At 51.5% G+C, this 21508-nt stretch carries 17 protein-coding genes; 6 read left to right on the plus strand and 11 right to left on the minus strand.

The window, feature by feature from the left end; translation table 11 throughout:
* Positions 1-13: 13 nt before the first annotated feature.
* From csiR to OLG56_RS05275, 9 genes are all read right to left on the minus strand, one after another.
* Positions 14-691, minus strand: a complete 678-nt coding sequence (gene csiR / locus OLG56_RS05235; RefSeq protein ID WP_000126152.1) for a DNA-binding transcriptional regulator CsiR — start codon at positions 689-691, stop codon at positions 14-16.
* Positions 692-732: 41 nt separating this feature from the next.
* Complete coding sequence (gene gabP, locus OLG56_RS05240) at positions 733-2133, minus strand: GABA permease (protein ID WP_000531288.1); 1401 nt, start codon at positions 2131-2133, stop codon at positions 733-735.
* Between the two features lie 133 nt (positions 2134-2266).
* A complete protein-coding gene (gene gabT, locus OLG56_RS05245) occupies positions 2267-3550 on the minus strand; it encodes a 4-aminobutyrate--2-oxoglutarate transaminase (protein WP_079900279.1) in 1284 nt (427 codons plus the stop codon).
* Between the two features lie 14 nt (positions 3551-3564).
* Entirely contained in the window at positions 3565-5013 is a 1449-nt protein-coding gene (gene gabD / locus OLG56_RS05250; RefSeq protein ID WP_001176532.1) for an NADP-dependent succinate-semialdehyde dehydrogenase, read from the minus strand.
* Between the two features lie 21 nt (positions 5014-5034).
* Complete coding sequence (gene lhgD, locus OLG56_RS05255) at positions 5035-6303, minus strand: L-2-hydroxyglutarate dehydrogenase (protein ID WP_023212485.1); 1269 nt, start codon at positions 6301-6303, stop codon at positions 5035-5037.
* Positions 6304-6328: 25 nt separating this feature from the next.
* Positions 6329-7306 (minus strand): glutarate dioxygenase GlaH, encoded by a 978-nt coding sequence (gene glaH / locus OLG56_RS05260; RefSeq protein ID WP_000993105.1) that lies wholly within the window; start codon positions 7304-7306, stop codon positions 6329-6331.
* Positions 7307-7607: 301 nt separating this feature from the next.
* Positions 7608-9122, minus strand: a complete 1515-nt coding sequence (locus OLG56_RS05265; protein ID WP_000382034.1) for a tripartite tricarboxylate transporter permease — start codon at positions 9120-9122, stop codon at positions 7608-7610.
* A 10-nt stretch (positions 9123-9132) separates the two neighbouring features.
* On the minus strand, positions 9133-9567 hold the full coding sequence (locus OLG56_RS05270; protein ID WP_001574835.1) for a tripartite tricarboxylate transporter TctB family protein: 435 nt from the start codon (positions 9565-9567) through the stop codon (positions 9133-9135).
* Positions 9568-9578: 11 nt separating this feature from the next.
* Positions 9579-10556, minus strand: a complete 978-nt coding sequence (locus tag OLG56_RS05275) for a Bug family tripartite tricarboxylate transporter substrate binding protein (protein ID WP_000744413.1) — start codon at positions 10554-10556, stop codon at positions 9579-9581.
* A gap of 154 nt (positions 10557-10710) precedes the next feature.
* Here OLG56_RS05275 and tctD point away from each other — a divergent pair, with 154 nt between their 5' ends.
* The 3 genes from tctD to OLG56_RS05290 all read left to right on the plus strand — a co-directional run bounded on the left by tctD (position 10711) and on the right by OLG56_RS05290 (position 13933).
* On the plus strand, positions 10711-11385 hold the full coding sequence (tctD, locus tag OLG56_RS05280) for a transcriptional regulator TctD (RefSeq protein WP_207011543.1): 675 nt from the start codon (positions 10711-10713) through the stop codon (positions 11383-11385).
* Positions 11372-12787 carry a sensor histidine kinase gene (locus OLG56_RS05285; protein WP_000872340.1) on the plus strand — a complete coding sequence of 472 codons (1416 nt, stop codon included), beginning with the start codon at positions 11372-11374 and terminating at the stop codon, positions 12785-12787. The genes tctD and OLG56_RS05285 overlap by 14 nt, the downstream gene beginning before the upstream one ends.
* 132 nt (positions 12788-12919) lie before the next feature.
* On the plus strand, positions 12920-13933 hold the full coding sequence (locus OLG56_RS05290) for a HoxN/HupN/NixA family nickel/cobalt transporter (protein ID WP_001059353.1): 1014 nt from the start codon (positions 12920-12922) through the stop codon (positions 13931-13933).
* Positions 13934-14654: 721 nt separating this feature from the next.
* Here the strand turns inward: OLG56_RS05290 and OLG56_RS05295 are convergent.
* Positions 14655-15551 carry an antimicrobial resistance protein Mig-14 gene (locus OLG56_RS05295; RefSeq protein WP_000701508.1) on the minus strand — a complete coding sequence of 299 codons (897 nt, stop codon included), beginning with the start codon at positions 15549-15551 and terminating at the stop codon, positions 14655-14657.
* Positions 15552-15844: 293 nt separating this feature from the next.
* Positions 15845-16774, minus strand: a complete 930-nt coding sequence (locus OLG56_RS05300) for a VirK family antimicrobial peptide resistance protein (protein WP_000178742.1) — start codon at positions 16772-16774, stop codon at positions 15845-15847.
* 516 nt (positions 16775-17290) lie between these two features.
* On the opposite strand from OLG56_RS05300, the gene pipB2 reads away from it, so the two are divergent.
* From pipB2 to OLG56_RS05315, 3 genes are all read left to right on the plus strand, one after another.
* Positions 17291-18283 (plus strand): type III secretion system effector PipB2, encoded by a 993-nt coding sequence (gene pipB2, locus OLG56_RS05305; protein ID WP_023136559.1) that lies wholly within the window; start codon positions 17291-17293, stop codon positions 18281-18283.
* A 174-nt stretch (positions 18284-18457) separates the two neighbouring features.
* Positions 18458-18790 (plus strand): hypothetical protein, encoded by a 333-nt coding sequence (locus OLG56_RS05310; protein ID WP_077910037.1) that lies wholly within the window; start codon positions 18458-18460, stop codon positions 18788-18790.
* 530 nt (positions 18791-19320) lie between these two features.
* On the plus strand, positions 19321-21495 hold the full coding sequence (locus OLG56_RS05315) for a TonB-dependent siderophore receptor (RefSeq protein WP_061377562.1): 2175 nt from the start codon (positions 19321-19323) through the stop codon (positions 21493-21495).
* Positions 21496-21508: the final 13 nt, after the last annotated feature.

Genomic DNA, 21508 nt, shown 5'->3' on the forward strand with positions numbered 1-21508 from the left:
AGGCCGCGCCAGGCTACATTTTTCCTGCCATCGCCTGGCGAATAATGGGAATCGGCGTCAGCAAATGCTGACGCATTAATTCGCTGGCGCGTGCCGCCTCGCGCGCCAGTATCGCTTCGGTTAGCGTGTGATGCTGAATATGTTTATCTTCCAGCATCTCGACGGACAGAACGGTTTCACGTAACCAAATAAAGCGGTAGCGGGCCGCCAGGTCAAATAAGCGTTCACGCATCTGTAGCAGATAGTGGGAGCCGCACCCGGCGACAATGGCGGAATGGAACGCCTGGTGGCGCTGGTCCCATTCATCGAGCATATGTTCACTGGCATCGCTGGCTTCCAGTTTACTGAGCATATGCGCTCGCGCCAGGATCTCCGCCTCCCACGCATCATCGCCGCGTTCAATCGCCAGGCGTACCAGCATCGCTTCCATATTGGCGCGCGCGTCAAAAATATCGAGGAGTTCCGCCTCTGACATGGATGCCACGCGATAGCCTTTTTGATTCACCACGGTGACCAGCCGTTCCGCCACCAGTTGCGACAGCGCCTCGCGCAGCGGCCCTACGCCGAGCGCATAGCGGGCGGTTAATAAACTCATCCGCAGTTTCTCATCCGGCTGATAAGTGCCGCGAATAATGTCATTTTTAAGCCAGCGATAGCCATCTATGGCCGTCGGTTGGGAAAGGGCGGTCATCTTTTACTCCTGAGAAGCTTCCCGGCTGACGCCGGGAATAACTAACGTAGGTTTTGCAGGGGGGCTTTTTGCCACCTTATCAGTTTTTTCCAGCGAGACATAATGGGTACAGTACCTATTATGCCCAGCCCTAACAGCCCCGTCGAAATGACTTCTAGTTGTTGTGCCGGTCGAAACAGCATCACCACCAGGACAAAGCAGATAAAGCCGATAACCAGCCAGGTGAGCCACGGATAAAGCCACATTTTCAACTTAATTTCTCCGCCCTGCGCCAGCAGAATTTTACGCATCCGCAATTGCGAAATCGCAATCACCAGATAGACCAACAGCGCGATGGCGCCGGAACTGTCGATAAGAAATTTAAACACTTTTGCCGGGGCGTAATAATTGACGACAACGGTTAAAAACGCCGCGCCGGTAGAGAGGAGAACCGCCACCCAGGGCGTTTTGCTACGGTTAGTTTTTCCCATTATCGCAGGCGCATCGCCGCGGCGGCTAAGGGAATAGAGCATCCGGGAGGCGGTATATAATGCGGAGTTCAGACAACTGGTCACCGACAACAAAATCACGCAGTCCATAATGAATTTTGCGTGCGGAATATGAAGCAGCTCCAGTACCGAACGGTACGAACCTACGCTTTTCAGACCCGGCATATTCCACGGGATCAGCGCCACCACCACAAAAATGGAACACAGGTAAAAGATGGAAATTCGCCAGATAACAGAATTGGTGGCGCGTACGATATGTTTATCCGGCGTATCGGATTCCGCGGCAGCAATAGTGACGATTTCCGCGCCCATAAAAGAGAACATGGTGATCAACATGGCGCTTAACACCGCGCCGAAGCCGTTAGGCATAAAACCGCCGTGATCCCATAGCCGGGAGATACCGCTTACCTCGGCATATGGATAAAAACCGCTAATCGCCGTCGCGCCCAGCGCGATAAACGCCAGGATAGCAATCACTTTACATAGCGCCAGCCAGAATTCGAATTCGCCGTAATTTTTGACGCTCAATAAATTGCTTCCAGTTAAGGCAAGCGTAATCACTAATGAAAATAGCCACACCGGAATACCCGGTATCCATGAATTCAGAATAATGGCGGCAATATTGGCCTCCAGCGGAATAACCAGCACCCAAAACCACCAGTATAACCAGCCGATGGTATACCCGGCCCAGGGGCCGATCGCTTTATCCGCATAGGTGGAAAAAGAACCGGTATCCGGCGTGGCGACGGCCATTTCAGCCAGCATTCGCATAATCATGACGACTAAAAGTCCTGCGAACAGATAGGCCAGCAGTACCGCAGGGCCGGCCTCCGCAATCGCCACGCTGGAGCCGACAAACAGGCTGGCACCGATGACGCCGGCGATCGATAACATGGTGACGTGGCGTGATTTCAGCCCGCCCCCTAATGCATGTGATTCTGACAATTGCCCCATCCTAAAACCTCTTTATTGTTATTGCGCTCGTTTACCGGATGGCGCCTGGCTTAATTATTCGGCCTACAATCGAAACGGTTTTTGTAGGCCGGATAAGACAGTTACGTCGCCATCCGACGCTGCTTATTGGACATTACGCTTGTTTCGCCTCATCAAAGCACTGGGCGATAATCTCCAGGCCTTGCCGAATCTGCGAGGCCTCAATAGTGAGTGGAACGAGGATGCGCAAGATGTTGTAGTAAGGACCGCAGGAGAGCAGAATTAACCCTTTCTCGCGGGCGCGGGCCACAATGTCGGCGGTCAGAGTCGCGTTCGGTTTGCCGGGGTCGCCATTTTCGAACAACTCAATGGCGATCATGGCGCCCAGTCCGCGCACGTCGCCAATCTCACGGTGCGTTTCCGCTATCTCCATCAGGCCATCGCGCAGCGTTTTGCCAAGCGTATTTGCCTTTTGCAGTAGATTTTCCTGCTCGAAAATGTCCAGTACCGCCAGCGCGGCGGCGCAGGCAATCGGGTTTCCGGCATAGGTGCCGCCCAGACCGCCCGGCGCGATAGCGTCCATCACGTCTGCCCGGCCGGTAACGCCTGCCAGCGGAAAGCCGCCGGCGATCGATTTCGCAAACGTGGTAATATCTGCCGCAACGCCCATCTGTTCCATGGCGAACAGCGTACCGGTCCGGCCCGCGCCGCTTTGCACTTCGTCGGCAATCAACATAATGCTGTGTTGGTCGCATAGCGCGCGCAGTCGCTGCATAAACGCGGGAGAGGCGGCGTAAAATCCGCCTTCGCCCTGTACCGGCTCAATAATAATGGCGGCGATATCTTCCGGCGCGGCATCATTTTTAAAGATGCGCTCAATGCTGGCGATCGCATCGTCGTCGCTGATGTTGTGTAGCGGGCAAGGATAAAGCGCGCGGTAGACATGGCCTGGCATCAATCCCATACCAGCAGAGTACGGGTGTACTTTCCCGGTCAGAGAGAGCGTGTAGTGGGTACGACCGTGGTAAGCGCCGCTAAACGCGATAGCGCCGCTGCGTTTTGTCGCCGCGCGGGCGATTTTCACGGCGTTTTCAACCGCTTCTGAACCGGTCGTGACCAGCAACGTTTTTTTGGCGAAATCGCCTGGTACCTTCTGGTTCATGCGTTCGCACAACGCCAGGTACGGTTCATAGGCCAGTACCTGAAAACAGGTATGCGACAATTTCTTCAACTGCGCTTCGACCGCTGAAACAATGCCCGGATGTAAATGACCAGTGTTCAGGACGGCAATGCCGCCCGCGAAATCGAGATACTCACGGCCTTCGACATCCCAGACCCGACAATTTTCCGCCCGCTCGGCGAAAATCGGGTGAATCTGCCCCACGCCGCGAGGAACGGCGTTATGACGGCGCTGCATTAAAGCGTGATTGGTATTCATTAGCGACTCTCCTGTTAAAGGCCGATGCACATATATTTGATTTCTAAATAATCTTCGATGCCGTATTTGGAACCTTCACGGCCTAATCCGGAGGCCTTAATACCGCCGAAAGGCGCGACTTCGTTGGAGATAATGCCGGTATTAATACCGACGATGCCGTATTCCAGCGCTTCGCCGACGCGGAAAACGCGGCTTAAATCGCGTGCATAAAAATAGGCTGCCAGGCCGAACTCGGTATCGTTAGCCTGCCTGATGACATCCGCCTCGTCGCTGAAGCGGAACAGAGGCGCGAGCGGCCCGAATGTCTCTTCTTTGGCGACTTTCGCGTTATCAGGAACATCCGCCAGAATGGTCGGTTGAAAGAAGTTGCCGCCCAATTTGTGCGCTTCACCGCCCGTAATGACGCGGGCGCCTTTTTCCAGCGCATCGGCGATATGCTCCTGGACTTTCGCCACGGCTTTTTCATCAATCAGCGGCCCGATAGCAACGTCGGCTTGCAGGCCGTCGCCGACCGCGAGCTTATTTACCGCCTGGTTGAGTTTTTCCGCAAAACGATCGTAAACGCCGTCCTGAACATACAATCTATTGGCGCAGACACAGGTCTGCCCGGCGTTGCGAAACTTCGAAGCCAGCGCGCCTTCGACGGCTTTATCCAGATCGGCATCGTCAAAGACGATAAACGGCGCATTGCCGCCCAACTCCAGCGACACTTTTTTAATGTCTTTGGCGCATTGTTCCATTAGCTGGCGGCCAATCTCCGTCGAGCCGGTAAACGACAGTTTGCGTACCAGCGGGTTGCTGGTCAGCTCGCCGCCGATATCGCCTGCCGAACCGGTAACGACGTTAAATACGCCTGCGGGAATTCCGGCGCGCCGGGCCAGTTCCGCCAGCGCCAGCGCGGAAAACGGCGTCTGGCTGGCGGGTTTGAGTACCATTGTGCAGCCTGCGGCCAGCGCGGGGCCGGCTTTACGGGTGATCATAGCCGAGGGAAAGTTCCACGGGGTAATCGCGGCGGTGACGCCGATGGGCTGCTTAATCACCAGCAGCCGTTTATCGGCCTGATGACCTGGAATCGTGTCGCCATAGATACGTTTCCCCTCTTCGGCGAACCATTCAATAAACGAGGCGGCGTAGCTAATTTCGCCTTTCGCTTCCGCCAGCGGTTTGCCCTGTTCCAGCGTCATCAGACGCGCCAAATCGTCCTGATGTTCCATCATCAGATTGAACCAGCGACGCAGGATATTGGCTCGCTCTTTGGCGGTGAGCGCGCGCCAGGCGGGCAGGGCGCGATTGGCGGCGTTGATGGCGTCGCGCGTCTCTTCCGCCCCCATTTTGGGCACATTGCCGAGCGGTTTCCCGTTGGCGGGGTTGCTCACGGGGATGACATCGCCGCCGCGCGCGTCGCGCCAGTCGCCATCGATAAAGGCCTGCTGGCGGAACAGGGTAGAGTCGTTAAGTTGCATAATTGCTTCCTGTCTGAAGGGTTAACGGGTAAATGCGGCGTGTAGTGCGTCCACGCTGCGTGCCGCACGCAGCGTACGTCCGGGGTTGCTTTGGCTTTCGCGTAGCGCCTGAACTTTGCTGACGATATGCGCGCCGATAGGTATCGCTGATGTCGCCGCCGGGGAGGGGGCGTTACAGGTGTGAATGGAACGCGGCGTCGTGACAAACAGAAAATCATCAATCAGTTTGCCGTCCGGCGAAACCGCCTGCGCCCGCACGCCTGCCGGCCAGGGCTGGAGATCGTTGACGGTCAGGCTGGGGCAATACTTTTGTACTCGCCGCAAATAGCCACTTTTGCACAGCGAGTTTTTCATCTCGCCCAGTCCGGAAAGCAGATGGTTTTGCAGTACGCGACGGATGCCGGCGGAGCGAAAAATCTCCAGAGTGTCGGTGAAGGAAACGTCGCGCTTACGGTAGCCTTCGCGTTTAAGCGCCAGCACCGCATTCGGCCCGACCGTGACGCTGCCGTCGATCATGCGGGTAAGATGGACGCCGAGAAACGGCATTGCCGGATCGGGGATCGGGTAGATCAAATGGTTAACGATCCGGTTGTGTCGCGGGGCCAGACGAAAGTACTCGCCGCGGAAAGGGCAGATAATAAAACCGGGCTCCACGCCCAGCATTTTGACCAGCCGATCCGCCATCAGCCCTGCACAGCCGATAAGCGTAGCGGTTTCGATTTCTCGACCTTGCGAGGTGCGAATAACAACGCCAGCGGCATGTTCTGTTAGCGCGCTGACCTCGGCATGGTAGATGATCTCGCCGCCTTTGGCCTGAAAGCGGTTCGCCATGGCCGTCGCGACATCGCGATAGCTGACAATTCCGCTGGAAGGGACAAAAATCCCGCCCAGGCCAATGATATTGGGTTCGCGTTCACGCAGCTCCGCGGCGCTTAACCACTCGCGCTCTAAGCCGTTGGCCGCCGTCCGCTCCCATAGCGCGCGCATCCGCGCCATTTCCAGCTCCGAGGTGGCGACCAACATTTTGCCGCAGGTGTCGTAGCGGATGTTGTTTTGATCGCAAAAGGTTTTGGTCGCCTGATTGCCCGCCAGACAAAACCGCGCTTTGAGGCTGCCGGGCGTGTAGTACACCCCGGCATGGATCACGCCGCTGTTATGCCCGGTCTGGTGGCAGGCTGGCGCGGACTCTTTTTCCAGCAACGCGATGCGCGCATCCGGGTAGACATCAATAAGTTGCATGGCGGTCGACATGCCGATAATGCCGCCGCCGATAATCACAAAATCATACATCCGCGTAATTCCTTCGCCGTGGCGCTTATTGGTGAGTTTGATAATGGCTGGCGGCGTAGGCGAAGTAACCGCGCTGGCGCATCAGTTCGCGACGCAAGTCAGGATGCGGCGTAAAACGATCGCGTCCATGTAGCCAGAACAGATTGTTAATCAGCAGGAATTTGCCGACCGGTACCGGTACGGAGAGGATGTTTTGACTGGTTTCCAGCGCGTCTGAAAGCTCGCTGAGCCAGACGCCTTCTTCAAAGTCTTTTGGCTGGACGAACTGGTCGATATAACGCATGACCGGGCGGCCTTGTTGGTCGACATCAAACACCGGGTGCCAGACGTCATGGCTAACATTCTTGCTTGGCGGCGCCGCCCAGCGCATGACGCGACGCGCCAGCGGATGGGTAAAAAACGACTCCAGATGTTCCCAGTCATCAAGGTGCAGCAGCAGCGAATTACCGCCTTCCATATTTTGTTCGTCGATTTTCATCATCAGCACGTAGTCGGTCACCTCCTCAACATAGGTGCCGTCATTGTGCAGTTCCATTACGCGGTGGGGCTGGCGCAGATAACTGTCGGAGTTGTCGACGTTTTTGACCACGAAACGCGCGTAATACTGGCCGCTCATCGCATCGTAGTTGGAGCGACCAATAAGATGCGCCACCGCCGTCGCCAGTTTGACCATCTCTTCTGCCTGTGCGACATCATCGATCCCTTCGGCGCTGATCAACAGCGCGCCTTGTGCACGGTTGAGGAGCGTTTTGATCAACAGCGGTTGTAGCTGATTGCCGCACAGATCGTCGAGGATCTTGCCGATTTTGAAACGTAAGAAAGATTTGTATTCCAGCGCCTGCACCGGCCACTGCGCAACCTGATGGAGAAATTGTCTTGTGGTATCCGCCGTAAACGTTAACGCCAGCAGGCGCGGCGACTGCACCGAAGGGGCAAGGGTGAAACCAGTATGGCGTTGGGCTAAATCATCTGTGTTCGCTTTTACGGCAGTCAGTGCATTCATCAGAATCATTCCTCTCGGTAGATGGTCAGGGAGACATGGCGATGCTCATTTCGTAGCCATAAATTAAAAATATCGACATTTTTCAGGAACGCGTATGAAATAACCGCTTTTGTTTAATTATTGTGATCAAAAACAACAAATATTTAACAATGCGAAAGGTGAGGTTAACGGCGCCACGAGCCTGACAACGGCAAGAAGGGGGGTAAAATGAGCGAGTTATGGGAGAGGGATGCTGGCGGGGTTGCCCGGCCTGGCACATGAGCGCGTAGGCCGGACAAGTACAACGTATTTCAGCAGTCAATTAACCGGCGTCAACCTGCGGTTTACGGCTGTGTTTACGGATCAGACGTAACACTGGCGGTACGACAATGACCATGATCGCCATGATCAGCAGGGCTTTGGCAACGCCGCTTTGCCACAAAATCGCCATATTGCCGTTACTGATAGAGAGTGCGCGGCGCAGGTTCTGCTCCAGCATTTCCCCCAGTACGAATCCCAGGATCAGCGGCGACATGGGGAAGTGCATTTTACGTAAAATGTACCCTAACACGCCGAGCGCGACCATCAGCACCAGATCGAAGGTGGTGCTGTGTACCGCATACACCCCTACCGCCGATACGGCAGCGATGGCGGGTACCAGGAACCACAGCGGAATGGTGAGCATACGGGTGAACAGACCGATCAACGGGATATTCATGATCAGCAGCATCACGTTCGCAATCAGCAGCGCAGCGATGAGTCCCCAGACGATATCCGGCTGTTCGGTGAACATTGCCGGGCCTGGCGTGATGTTGTACAGCGTCAGCGCCCCCATCATCACTGCCGTAGTGCCGGAACCGGGAACGCCCAGCGTCAGCATCGGGATGAAGGAGCCGCAGGCAGAGGCGTTGTTTGCCGCCTCCGGCGCCGCGACGCCGCGAATATCCCCTTTGCCGAAGCTATCGCTGTTGCCGCTGAGTTTTTTCTCGGTCATATAGGTAATGGCGCTGGCGATGGTCGCCCCGGCGCCGGGCAATACGCCGACAAAAAAGCCGATTACCGAAGAACGCAGGGTGGTGCCGATACACTGCGCGCCTTCTTTCAGGTTGAACAACATTCGACCCGTTTTGCGGACCATTGTTTGCCCGCTGCTGGTATGTTCCAGCATTAAAAGTATTTCTGATACCGAGAACAGGCCGATCACCACGACGATAAACTGTACGCCGTCGGAAAGATGAACGCTGTCAAAGGTAAAGCGATAAACCCCGGTGTTGGCGTCCACGCCGACGGTCGCAAGGCCAAGACCGATCAGCGCTGCCAGAAATGATTTAAGCGGGTTTTGCGCCATCATGCTGCCAAGACAGGCGATGGCAAAAACCATTAAGGCGAAATATTCCGCCGGACCAAAGGCCAGCGACCATTGCGCCAGTAAAGGGGCGAACAGAATGATGCCGCCGATAGCGATTAATGAACCGAAAAATGAGCTGACTGCGGAAATCGACAGCGCTACGCCGCCTTTCCCTTGCTGCGCCATCGGGTAACCGTCCAGCGCCGTCATGATCGCCGCCGCATCGCCGGGGACGTTGAGCAATATGGAGGAGATCCTGCCGCCATACTCACAGCCAATGTACACCGTCGCCAGCAGAATTAGCGCCGACTCCGCAGGCAGATGCAACGCAAAGGCCAGCGGCAGTAAGATTGCCACGCCGTTGATCGGTCCCAGGCCCGGCAGCAGACCGACGATCGTGCCCACGAAGCAGCCAATCAACGCGATAACCAGGTTTTCCGGCGTCATCGCCACCGCAAAGCCCTGAGAAAGATATATCCAGGTATCCATCGTTGCTCCGTTAACTCAGCCAGGCGCCGAGAGGTAAGGTGACATCAAGCAGCCGGTCAAAGGCATACCACAGCAGAATGCCCAATACCGCGCCGGAGATACCCGCCGCCGGGATCGTGGCGCCGAACAGCATCCCGATAACCATGGTGAGAAGCGCGGTGGCGATGGGAAAACCCAGCCATTCGAATCCCCAGGCATACATCAACAGGATGATGATCATGGTAATTAGCTTTTGCAGAACATGGCGGCGCGGCCAGCTCACCGTGTCGGGATGGCGCAATAACAGCGCCAGCGCGCAGAGCGCCATCAGGCCGATAATCCCCAGCGGAAAAGGGCGGGGGCCGACGGGTTCATAGCTGTATTCGCTTTGGATCTGCCAGGCGATGAATAGCCCGGCGATACAGAGCAACAGCCAGATACCCGCAAAGATACGATCGCTCATCATTGCCTCCGCGATTATTTCGCGAGTCCGAAGGCTTTCGCCTGTTCACGGTAATCAGTAACCTGTTTTTTCACGTAGTCATCGAGCTGCTGGCCGGTCATGTCGAACTCAAACAGGCCGCGCAGATCGCGCTGCTTTTTAAACTCGTCGGTTTGCTGGAGCTTCTTGAAGGTATCCACCCACCACTGGTAATCGGCATCGCTGACTTTTGGCCCGACGTAGAAGCCGCGAATAATCGGCCACACCAGGTCGTAGCCCTGTTCTTTAGCGGTAGGGATATTGGCAAGCTGGCCCGGCAGACGATTTTCTGAAAAGACGGCAAGCACGCGGATTTTGTCGCCGCCCAGATAAGGCACCATTTCACTGAGATCGCCGGAGACAACCTGAACATGGTTGCCCATTAATGCTGTCACCGGCTCGCCGCCGCCCTCAAAGGCAACGTAGCGCATCTTGTGCGGGTCGACGTTCGCCTTTTGCGCCAGCAACGCCGACTTCATCCAGTCCTGGCTGCCAATAGAGGCGCCAGCGCCAATGACCACGCTGTTGGGATCTTTTTCCATCGCCGTCATCAGATCTTTCAGCGTTTTCCACGGGGAATCCGCACGCACGGCGATCATGCCGTAATCAGTGCCCACGCTTGCCAGCCAGCGCACATCATCCACGCCGTAGCGACCAAATTTCCCCTGCGACAGGTTGAGCAGCGAACCGCCGGAAAAGGCGACCACAGTCCCGGGTTCGCCAGGGCGTTGGGCGACTATCGCGTTATAGGCCACAGCGCCGACGCCGCCGGGCATATACGTTACCCGCATGGGTTTCTCGATTGCGCCAGTCTCCAGCAAACTCACCTGAATCAGCTTACAGGTAAGGTCGAAACCGCCGCCAGGTTTGGCTGGCGCGATACATTCTGTTCGCGACGGCGCCTCCTGCGCCAGAACAGAGGTACTCATTAATAAAATGCTTGCAGTAAGGGTACGAAGTAATTGTTTTTTCATTTTTTATCCTCACGCCGGACGTCCGGATTTTTCAGGTTCGGAAGAAGATTTTTGTGATTATGTGAGCCGACATGTAGCAGTTCGGTTGCGTGATTGTTAAAACAATAACCTTTCAATTCCCTTTCAATGCGGCAGAAACTTTACAGGATGTGATATGCGTCTCTTATTGGCGGAAGATAACCGTGAGCTGGCTCACTGGCTGGAGAAAGCGCTGGTGCAAAACGGCTTTGCCGTGGACTGCGTATTTGACGGCCTGGCGGCTGACCATCTTCTGCACAGTGAAATGTACGCGCTGGCGGTGCTGGATATCAATATGCCGGGAATGGATGGACTGGAGGTGGTGCAACGGCTGCGTAAACGCGGTCAGACCTTGCCCGTTTTGCTGCTCACGGCGCGAAGCGCGGTGGCGGATCGCGTAAAAGGTCTCAACGTCGGCGCCGATGACTATCTGCCGAAACCCTTTGAACTGGAAGAGCTGGATGCCCGTTTACGGGCCTTGCTCCGACGCAGCGCTGGGCAGGTTCATGAAGTTCAGCACCTGGGGGAATTGATCTTTCATGATGAAGGGTATTTTCTGTTACAGGGACAGCCGTTAGCGCTGACGCCGCGTGAGCAGGCGCTCTTAACCGTATTGATGTACCGACGAACGCGGCCGGTTTCGCGTCAGCAGCTTTTTGAACAGGTGTTCAGCCTGAACGATGAGGTAAGCCCTGAAAGCATTGAACTTTATATTCATCGACTGCGTAAAAAACTTCAGGGAAGCGATGTACGAATTACGACGCTGCGCGGCCTGGGTTATGTGCTGGAGCGCGGCGATGAAGTGGGTTAAGCCGCAATCGTTGTACCTGCAACTCTTGCTGTTCCTGGGGTTGCCGCTGATTCTGCTATGGGGGCTGTCGGCGTTTAACAGCTATGTCAATGCACTACAGGCCGCCACTCAGGCTTATGATCGTACGTTGCTCTCCTCGGCGCGAACGGTATCGGAACGGCTGGTGGTGCGCAATAACCATCTGGAAGTTAACGTGCCCTGGGTGGTGCTGGATAGCTTCGAGCTTAATATGAATGATCGACTCTATTACAAAGTCGTCGACCCTTCCGGAAAGGTCATTTCCGGTTATGACGATCTGCCCGCCATGCCGCCTGCTACGCCTCGTACCCGGCTTTATCCGGCGCTGGCGTGGTTCTATCATACCGAGTATCGCGGCGAGGCGATCCGCGTGGCGCGTTTGCTACAGCCGGTCAACGAAGGCGGCATTATCGGCATGGCGGAGATTTATGTCGCAGAGACGCTGCAGTCCCGTCGTTATCTGGCGGGCCAACTGCTGTTCTCTTCCTGGATCTCACAGGGGCTGCTGGTGTTGCTGACCCTGGTGCTGGTTGGCTGGTTATTACGCCGGATCCTGCGCCCTATGCGTCAACTTTCGTCATTAATGGTACGTCGCGAACCGGGTCTGTTAACGCCGCTGCCGGAACTGCTGCCGTGGTCGGAAACACGCTTGTTAATCGTGGCGTTTAATCGCTACATTGACAGGCTCCGCGGCATCCTCTCCCGGCAGGAACGCTTTAGCGCCGATGCTTCTCACCAGTTAAAAACGCCGCTGGCGGTGTTAAAAACGCAGGCGGCGGTGGCGTTAGCCAGCCAGCACCCTCATCACTGGTACGAAAGTCTGCAGGCGATGAGCGTAACGCTGGATAGCACCATTCAGCTCACGGAAAGATTGTTGCAACTTTCTGCGGTAAAGCATAAAGAGCAGGGCGAGCGGCGTTTTTCCCCGGTGAATCTGTACGATATCGTACAGAGCGGCTGTTTTACCCGCCTGGCGCAGGCGCGGAGTAAACATATCGACCTGGGCTACGAAGGCGAACAGGAAGCGATGTGGATCGAGGGGGATGAGGTACTGCTTAGCGAGCTGTGCGGAAACTTGCTGGATAATGCGCTGAAATACACGCCTGAGCAAGGCATCGTCACCGCGCGGCTTGAACGGGATAGTGATGCCGTGACGCTGGTTGTCGAAGATAGCGGCCCCGGTATTGATGATGAACACATCCATCTGGCGCTACAGCCGTTCCACCGGCTCGATAACGTAGGAAATGTGGCCGGGGCGGGCATTGGTCTGGCTTTGGTCAATGATATCGCACGCCTGCACCGTACTCATCCCCATTTTTCCCGTAGCGAAGCGTTGGGAGGGTTATACGTTCGGATACGCTTTTTAAGCCTTGTTCCGCAGTAATGCGCACAAATGTGTCAGCGGTAAAGCACGTTTACAAAAAGTCGCATCTTGAGGTGTGACGTTTTAATCAAATGATCATACATTCCCCCTACAAACCGTAGCGTTAATTAAAAATATAGTGGGTGCAGGGGCATGAATAATCATACTAAACGACGGGGAATAGCATTAACCGTCTTTCTTGTTGGGGTTAACATCCTGGCATGGATTTGGGCGTTCTGTGTTTTTCATCACCATGCCGTCATGCTAAGCGCAGCCATACTGGCGTATAGCTTTGGGCTGCGTCATGCGGTTGATGCCGATCATATCGCAGCCATCGATACCGTCACCCGTAAACTGATGCAGCAGGGTAAAACGCCTTTAGGCGTGGGGGCGTTTTTTTCATTGGGTCATTCGACCATTGTCGTTCTGGCATGTCTGGCGATTGTTGTGACGTCGATGGCATTTCGCGATCGTATTGATGTTTTGCATCAATATGGTTCGTTGATTGGTACGGCTGTTTCCGCTTTTTTTCTGCTGGCGATGGCCCTGCTTAACCTGTTTATTTTGTTCAACGTCTGGCGGCAATTTCGCTCGGTTACCCGCGGCGAGTCAGTGAGGGCGCATGACGAGGCGATACCTGGCGGGCTGATGACGCGTATATTTCAGCGTACGTTTCGTTTAGTCACTTCCAGTTGGCATATGTATTTTGTCGGTTTTCTGTTTGGTCTGGGATTTGATACCGCAACCGAGGTTGGGTTGCTGGGCATTTCCGCTTCAGCAGCCAACCAGGGGCTATCTCTCTGGTCGATGATGATTTTTCCTGTGCTGTTTACCGCCGGGATGGCGCTGGTGGATTCCCTGGATAACTTTGTCATGGTCGGCGCTTACGGTTGGGCTTTCTCGCATCCATTACGTAAGCTTTATTATAATATGACCATTACCGCCGCATCCGTCATTGTCGCGCTGGCGATTGGCGGGCTTGAGGCGCTGGGGTTGATTGATGATACGTTACAGTTAAGCGGAACATTTTGGCAGACCGTAAGCACGCTTAACGATCATATGGGGAATGTGGGCTTCTGGGTAGTGGGCGCTTTTGTGCTATTCTGGCTGCTCTCGTTGTTGAATTATCGCTGGCGCGGCTATGATAAAATCACCCTCAATACCTGATTGATTTCTGTAAAAATAACATTTCGGCAGTGGTGTCATATCATTGCCGAAGCATTTTATCTCCTGAGAGTATATTCTTCCCGGTAAGTGCGTTATTTTTCATGCTTGCCTTTCGTTATCAATTTAAGCAATCCGATATAACATACAATACCAAAAATAATAATAACAGTTGTATACCCAAGAATCAGCCAGTCTGCATGTGTCATAATATAATCCAGTTATCAGGTATCCCGTGTTAAGGCGATCTTTAAGCCTGTTGTCAGCAAGAACCACTGTACCCGTTCAGTGCTGTTGACAATAACGTATTGTTTATGCACAAGAGCGTTGTTACAAATAACGTATGCATTGAGCATAGACCCCACCCGCATTTTTGTAATGCCATAAAGCAAGGCTACACCTTTAATCTACTGACGGTATGCCAGGCCAGAAGAGATAAAATGGTGGTTGTCATCATCATCTGTTCCTGACGCCAGGTTAATGACACACACATATGAAAATGTATAACCGCTGCACGCTTTTTAGCACGTTATCTGTAACATACCGTGTTAATCAATTCCATAAAACCGAGTATAGTGTAAGTGAATTTCGAGTAATTGTCATTATGATTATATGGTGGTTAACTTATTTTTTAAATTCTGATTAAATTTTAGTTTTTTATCAGTTCATCAGGATTTATGAAAAATCTGGACGTAAAAAACATATTTACGTCCAGGCTTTCTTTTTAGCAAATCGATTTCCCGGTAAAATAGGGGGTCGACCACATGCGCTTATATTCCCATTCAGGCTTTAGTATGCCGATGGAAAAAAGCAATTTTTTTTGTCTTTCCTGGCAGTAATTTCTGGCGCGGCTAATATTTAGCCACATTAGTATGCTGCCGGGACTGAGTGGCCTGCACTCATTTTTAATTGCACCATTAGATACGTCAAAGTAGACGTTCATCTGGCTTTCAGATTTCAGTACGATATCAAATGCACAGGGTATCCCTTCAATATAAAGAATATGCCCAAACAGAAGGTGATGCAGTTGACTAAAAAAGTTGGCAAGGTTATCAGCGGGATAGCAGGATGAAGTGTTGCCGAAACGAGACCGAAATAACTCGATAAAAATATGAGTCAGTTCATCAGAAGAACAATCAGCAACGCTTTTTACACTTCCGCCTTTTTTAAGAAATCGCTGGTATTCATTACGGCGTGTTTTTTCAAACTTAGAAGAGAACGCTTCTTTGACCAGACAATTTTGTTTTTTTCTGGTGAGTTTCCATATGGCATTGCGTATTTGTGGCTGATGTAACGCCGAAAGCCGGTTAGTACGATCGGGTAAGAAGCAGCGTAAATCTGGTGCCATCGGAATAAGTATCTCATCTGACGATAGCGGGAAGGTTCTGCGCGTCAGGATGCCAATATTCTGATCATTACAAATAAAGTAGGCGCCTTTAATCTTATCATCTTCTTCATAGTGGAAGAATTTAAAATGCCAGTTATGGCGCTTCATAAAATAATCAACAATATCTGGGTGCATATTGATACTACCGCCGTATTGCGCAAACACCTCCCGGTATAGGGTAAAGGAAGACGGCTGCCAGCGGGTTAATATACGCTTAACTTCTTGTATTTTCACCAAAACTCCTGACTTGGCTTACTGAAAATTCTATTTTGTATTATTTTTTTGCTTAACCAAATAAAAATGTGACAAATGTTTAGCTTGTATTTAATGGTTAACATGCTAATCGATGACGTTATGGTGAAGGGAATAAGATTAAGATGTTGATCATAGCATGAGTGAAAGCGACGGTTTAATGCCGCGCTTTTCACTCGCAAGCCATTCTGTATTTAACCATCCAGTAGCGATACAGATTTCAAAGAGATCCGCTGAACGGTAGCAGGATCTGCACATCCGCGTATGAAATAGTTCTACCGGGAGAGGCTGTTAACCTCTTGTATTATTGTATCCAGAATATGATAGCGTTTCCGATACTCTGCGCGTTTTTTGCTGGGGATACTTTCAGGAGCTTTACGCATCACCTGTGATGGCAGATGATATAAGGCACCTTTCTTAACGCCGTTTAGCGACTCCCAGAATTCACTATAGCTGGCCACAAAAGTTTTTTTCTTCTGGAATAAGTACCTGAGTTGACGATAAACATGGTTGTTTTCACTTACCGCATAAATCTCGTCGACATTACAGGCCTGCATCAATGTCGCAAATGCTTCATACAGCATCCGTTTAGGAAAGAGACCGTAACAATCTTTGGTGGCGTTACGTATGACTTGTGGGCCGATATGTTTACTGGGCCCTTGTAACCCGGCAACCAGCGCTATTTGCTTCCCTTCATGGCGGATAAAGGAAAATGATAAACGTGCCAACGGCGTATCATTGAAGCACAGCGTTAATGTCAGCTCACCTTCTCTGTCATAGCCACAGGGACCGCAGTAGATATCTACCAGAGCACCGTTTTTTCCTTCCAGGTGAGCGAGTAAGATTTGTTCCTCGGACAGAAGGATCTTTTTAATTTTACTTTCCGGAAAGGACTGAACGAACTGGTAGTGTTCCAGAATAGCTCTTGCCCGGCAACGTATGCTAAGCCCGGTATACAAATAGGGCCGCTGGATTTTTGCCGGCAATAGGGGACGATGAATGATCAGCGTTCTGGGCTGAGACAGATGGCATAATTCATTGAAGTATTTAATTGTCGTTACGGGGTTAATAAGGCAACGTAATACAAATTTATAGCGAAACTTACGCTCTCCCCAGCGTTTATGGCGATAAGGCGTCTGCGCCATGACTTCTTTTAACATTAATAATGGATTATATCTTTCCATATCACTTTGCTGCATCGTCATACTACGTCCCTACTACTCGATAGACTTATAACCGAGACGGTAGCCTGATTGAGTTAAACGTAAAGGCAACGAAGAAGGCCTGTACAGACGACGTTGTTAAACAGTTTATCAATGGCAGCAATAAAACGCCTGAACACGCTTTTTAATAGATTTTCTGCTAATGAGTGGGATGAGTCCTGAACGTAGTATTAAAACTAATGCCGCGTTTATTATTTTAAATAATGTTTATACTCTAAATAATTCGAGTTGCAGGAAGGCGGCAAGCGAGCGAATCCCCAGGAGCTTACTAAAGTAAGTGACTGGGGTGAGGGAACGCAGCCGCAGCACATGCAACTTGAAGTATGACGAGTATAAGCCAATATATTTATTTGGCTGGTATTGTGTAAGTCAGACAGCAAAGCGTCGTGATGCGTGATTATGTAACCAGACGCAAAGGGGGTATTCACCTTATCTCTAAATGCAAATCTATATGATAAATTTTATCATGTACTATGTTGCTCTCTGGGAGAAAATATTATGCAGCGTTCACTCGGTAGTCTGGCCGGTATGGCTACATCTGCTTTTGGCGCGGGGACTTATGCTGCTATGCGGCAAGCCACCTCTCCCAAAACTATTCTGGAACATATCATTAACTTTTTTACCTGTGGTGGGGTACGTCGGAGAAATGAAACACAGTATAAGGAATTGATAGAGGTTATGGCTGATACATTGAATAGTTCAATGCCTGGCAGAGGTGCTCCGTTGCCAGAAAACATTATACTGGAGGATATGGGCGGGTGTCGTGTCGAATTTAATCTTCCTGGTGAGAATAACGAAGCTGGACAAGTTATTGTACGAGTCAGTAAAGGCGACAATTCTGAGACAAGAGAAATTCCGCTTGTCTCTTTTGAAAGAATATGTCGAGCTTTACTATTCAGAACCGAGTTTTCTCTCCCTCAGGATTCTGTAATATTAACTGCCCAGGGAGGCATGAATCTTAAAGGCGCTGTCCTTCCCGGAGCAAATCTGACGGCAGAAAATTTATGTGACGCAGACTTAAGCGGCGCAAATCTATCGGGAGCATTATTAGGCAACAGTAACTTAACGAACGCCTGTCTGGAAGATACTATTATGTGTGGCGCTATCCTCGATCACGCTAATCTTACTGGCGCCAATTTACAACACGCGAGTCTGTTAGGCTGTAGCATGGTAGAATGTAATTGTTCCGGTGCGAATATGAATCACGCTAATGTTTCAGGCGCAAACCTTATACTTGCCGATATGAGCGGTGCGACATTAAAGGGTGCTACTATAATGGCTACTGATATGGAAGGCGCTGTCTTAACCCGGGCAAACCTGCAAAAGGCGAGTTTCATTTCTACTAACCTGGGCGAGGTTGATTTGTCCGAGGCTAATTTAAAAAATACCAGTTTTAAAGATTGTACACTAACCGGTTCATGTACCGAAGACGCCACAATGTCTACAAGTACACAAGCACTTTTTAACGAATTTTATAGTGAAGATATTTAGTCCTTTTTGACGTAAATCGAAAATAAAAGCAATGTAAGAATAACAATCTGCTACTGAATAGTAGCTGAGAGTTAATTATTTACAGTATCTTTTATTATTACAGGAGTATGCGACGGTAAAAATATCTGAATAACCATTTCTATTTTCTCAAGTAGAACTTCCAACTAAAGCGAATTGTTTGAAAAGGAAAACGCTATGCCTGGATGTATAAGTGCCTGTTCATGCGTTGCCAGCCCGACGCCTCCCGATCCTAAGGGCCCCCCCGCGCCTAAATGGATAGAGTTAAAAGGTTATTGTGTTACATGTAATAGTCAGGAGGATATTCGTCCGCCTAAAGAGGGTGAACCAAAGCAAAAAATGACACCCAGGGAGTTAGTGATGGCACGACGTCTTTTAAAAGACACGGGGGTAACACAACATCCCTGGCAAGACCCGACAGTAAAACCCACTAACTGTGGGTTGCCATTTTTCCCGGTAGATCATGGAGAACGAGAAACCGATGTCTGACGGTTTTCTGTCTGCAAAGCGCCTGATAATTATTACCAGGCGCTTTGTATTTTGGAGCCAACATCACTTTCATTGTCATATATCGAATGACTACAATCGTATCCGATCCCACCATTACCCAGACGGAAAGTCGCTGGCAAACTGTAAGAACGGTTCGCCGTCGGCAGGGAAGCGCCGGTGAACCCTGAACCGCGCTATACCATCTTACCAGGGTGTTTCTTGTCATTAACGCTTTGAAAAATAGTTTTATTTCTCTACTCCTGTTTTGTAAAACCTCCGTTCAGTAGGCGCATTCTGCCCCCCTTCCCGGATTTACTGGCAAAGCGGAGCCCGGACAGAGAGTCATATTGCAAAATCCCGTTTCCGTTTTTTTATTACCAGATTTTTGTGGTCGAAAGATTGCCTTTTCCTTAATTGAATGATAATTATTATCATTAGCATATGATAATAATTACTATATAGACGTAACCTGGCAAGGATGTGAGCTTGAGGGCAACAGCGCTACTTTAGACATTATTTAGGGAATGGGTATGAGAGTTAATAAGTTCCTCTGGTTAATAACCGTGGTTTCTACAGGGGTTAATAGTCCATTATCAGTAGCAGAATCTACTGACGACAACGGCGAAACGATGGTGGTTGAATCCACTGCCGAGCAAGTATTAAAGCAACAGCCGGGCGTTTCGATTATTACTCGTGACGATATTCAGAAGAATCCTCCCGTTAACGATCTTGCCGATATTATTCGTAAGATGCCTGGGGTTAATCTTACCGGCAATAGCGCCTCGGGGACGCGCGGAAATAACCGACAAATTGATATTCGTGGTATGGGGCCGGAAAATACCTTAGTGCTGATTGACGGCGTGCCGGTGACGTCGCGAAATTCGGTTCGCTATAGCTGGCGCGGAGAACGCGACACCCGTGGCGATACGAACTGGGTGCCGCCGGAGATGGTAGAACGTATTGAAGTGATCCGTGGGCCCGCCGCCGCGCGCTATGGCTCCGGTGCCGCTGGCGGGGTGGTGAATATCATCACCAAACGCCCCACTAATGACTGGCACGGCTCGCTGTCGCTCTATACCAACCAGCCGGAAAGCAGCAAAGAAGGTGACACCCGGCGGGGTAACTTTAGCCTTAGCGGCCCGTTGGCTGGAGATACGTTGACGATGCGCCTGTACGGTAATCTCAACAGAACCGATGCCGACAGCTGGGATATTAACTCCTCCGCCGGTACCAAGAATGCCGCCGGACGGGAGGGGGTCACCAATAAAGATATTAATAGCGTCTTCTCATGGAAAATGACCCCGCAGCAAATCCTTGATTTTGAAGCGGGATACAGTCGGCAGGGGAATATCTATGCCGGCGATACGCAAAACAGTACTTCAAACGCGGTTACCAAAAGTCTGGCGCAGTCCGGGCGGGAGACCAATCGCCTGTACCGGCAGAATTACGGTCTAACTCATAACGGCATCTGGGACTGGGGGCAAAGCCGCCTGGGGTTCTACTATGAAAAAACCGATAACACCCGCATGAATGAGGGGCTCTCCGGCGGCGGCGAGGGGCGTATTACCAACGACCAGACGTTCACCACTAACCGCCTGACCTCGTATCGCACCAGCGGCGAGGTGAATGTCCCGGTGATATGGCTATTTGAGCAAACGCTCACCGTCGGCGCGGAGTGGAACCGCGATGAGCTAAACGATCCTTCCTCTACCAGTCTGACGGTTAAGGATAGCAATATCGCCGGGATTCCCGGTTCGGCGGCTAACCGTAGCAGCAAAAATAAATCGGAAATCAGTGCGCTGTACGTTGAAGATAATATCGAACCCATGGCCGGTACCAATATTATTCCGGGTCTGCGTTTTGACTATTTGAGCGAATCCGGGAGTAATTTTAGTCCCAGTCTTAACCTTTCCCAGGAGTTAGGTGAATACGTCAAGGTGAAAGCCGGTATTGCCCGGGCCTTTAAGGCACCGAACTTGTATCAAACCAGTGAGGGGTATTTACTCTATTCGAAAGGCAACGGTTGTCCAAAAGATATTACGTCGGGCGGCTGTTACCTGGTCGGTAATAAGAATCTCGATCCTGAAATTAGTATCAATAAAGAGATTGGGCTGGAATTTACCGTAGACGATTACCACGCAAGCGTCACGTATTTCCGTAACGATTATCAGAATAAGATTGTCGCAGGTGATAAAATTATTGGCAGAAGCGCATCTGGCGCTTATGTATTGCAGTGGCAGAACGGCGGTAAAGCGCTGATTGAAGGTATTGAAGCCAGCATGGCTGTTCCGCTGATGCCGGACCGTCTGAACTGGAATACCAATGCGACTTATATGATCGCTTCTGAGCAAAAAGATACCGGCAATCCCTTATCGATAATCCCGAAATATACGGTGAATACCTTCCTCGACTGGACTATTACCAGCGCGCTCTCCGCTAACGTCAACTGGACGTTATACGGCAAGCAAAAACCGCGAACACATGCGGAGTCGCGTAGTGAAGAGACCAAAGGATTGTCCGGGAAAGCGCTGGGGGCTTACTCACTGGTCGGCGCTAACGTTAATTACGATATCAATAAGAACCTGCGTCTTAATGTCGGTATCAGCAATATCTTCGATAAACAGATCTATCGCTCCGCCGAAGGGGCAAATACCTATAACGAACCGGGTCGGGCTTATTATGCCGGTGTGACGGCCTCGTTTTGATGGATTATGCCCG

Origin of the sequence: Salmonella sp. 2018103, from assembly GCF_026247685.1 — a bacterium.
Lineage (GTDB): Bacteria > Pseudomonadota > Gammaproteobacteria > Enterobacterales > Enterobacteriaceae > Salmonella > Salmonella enterica.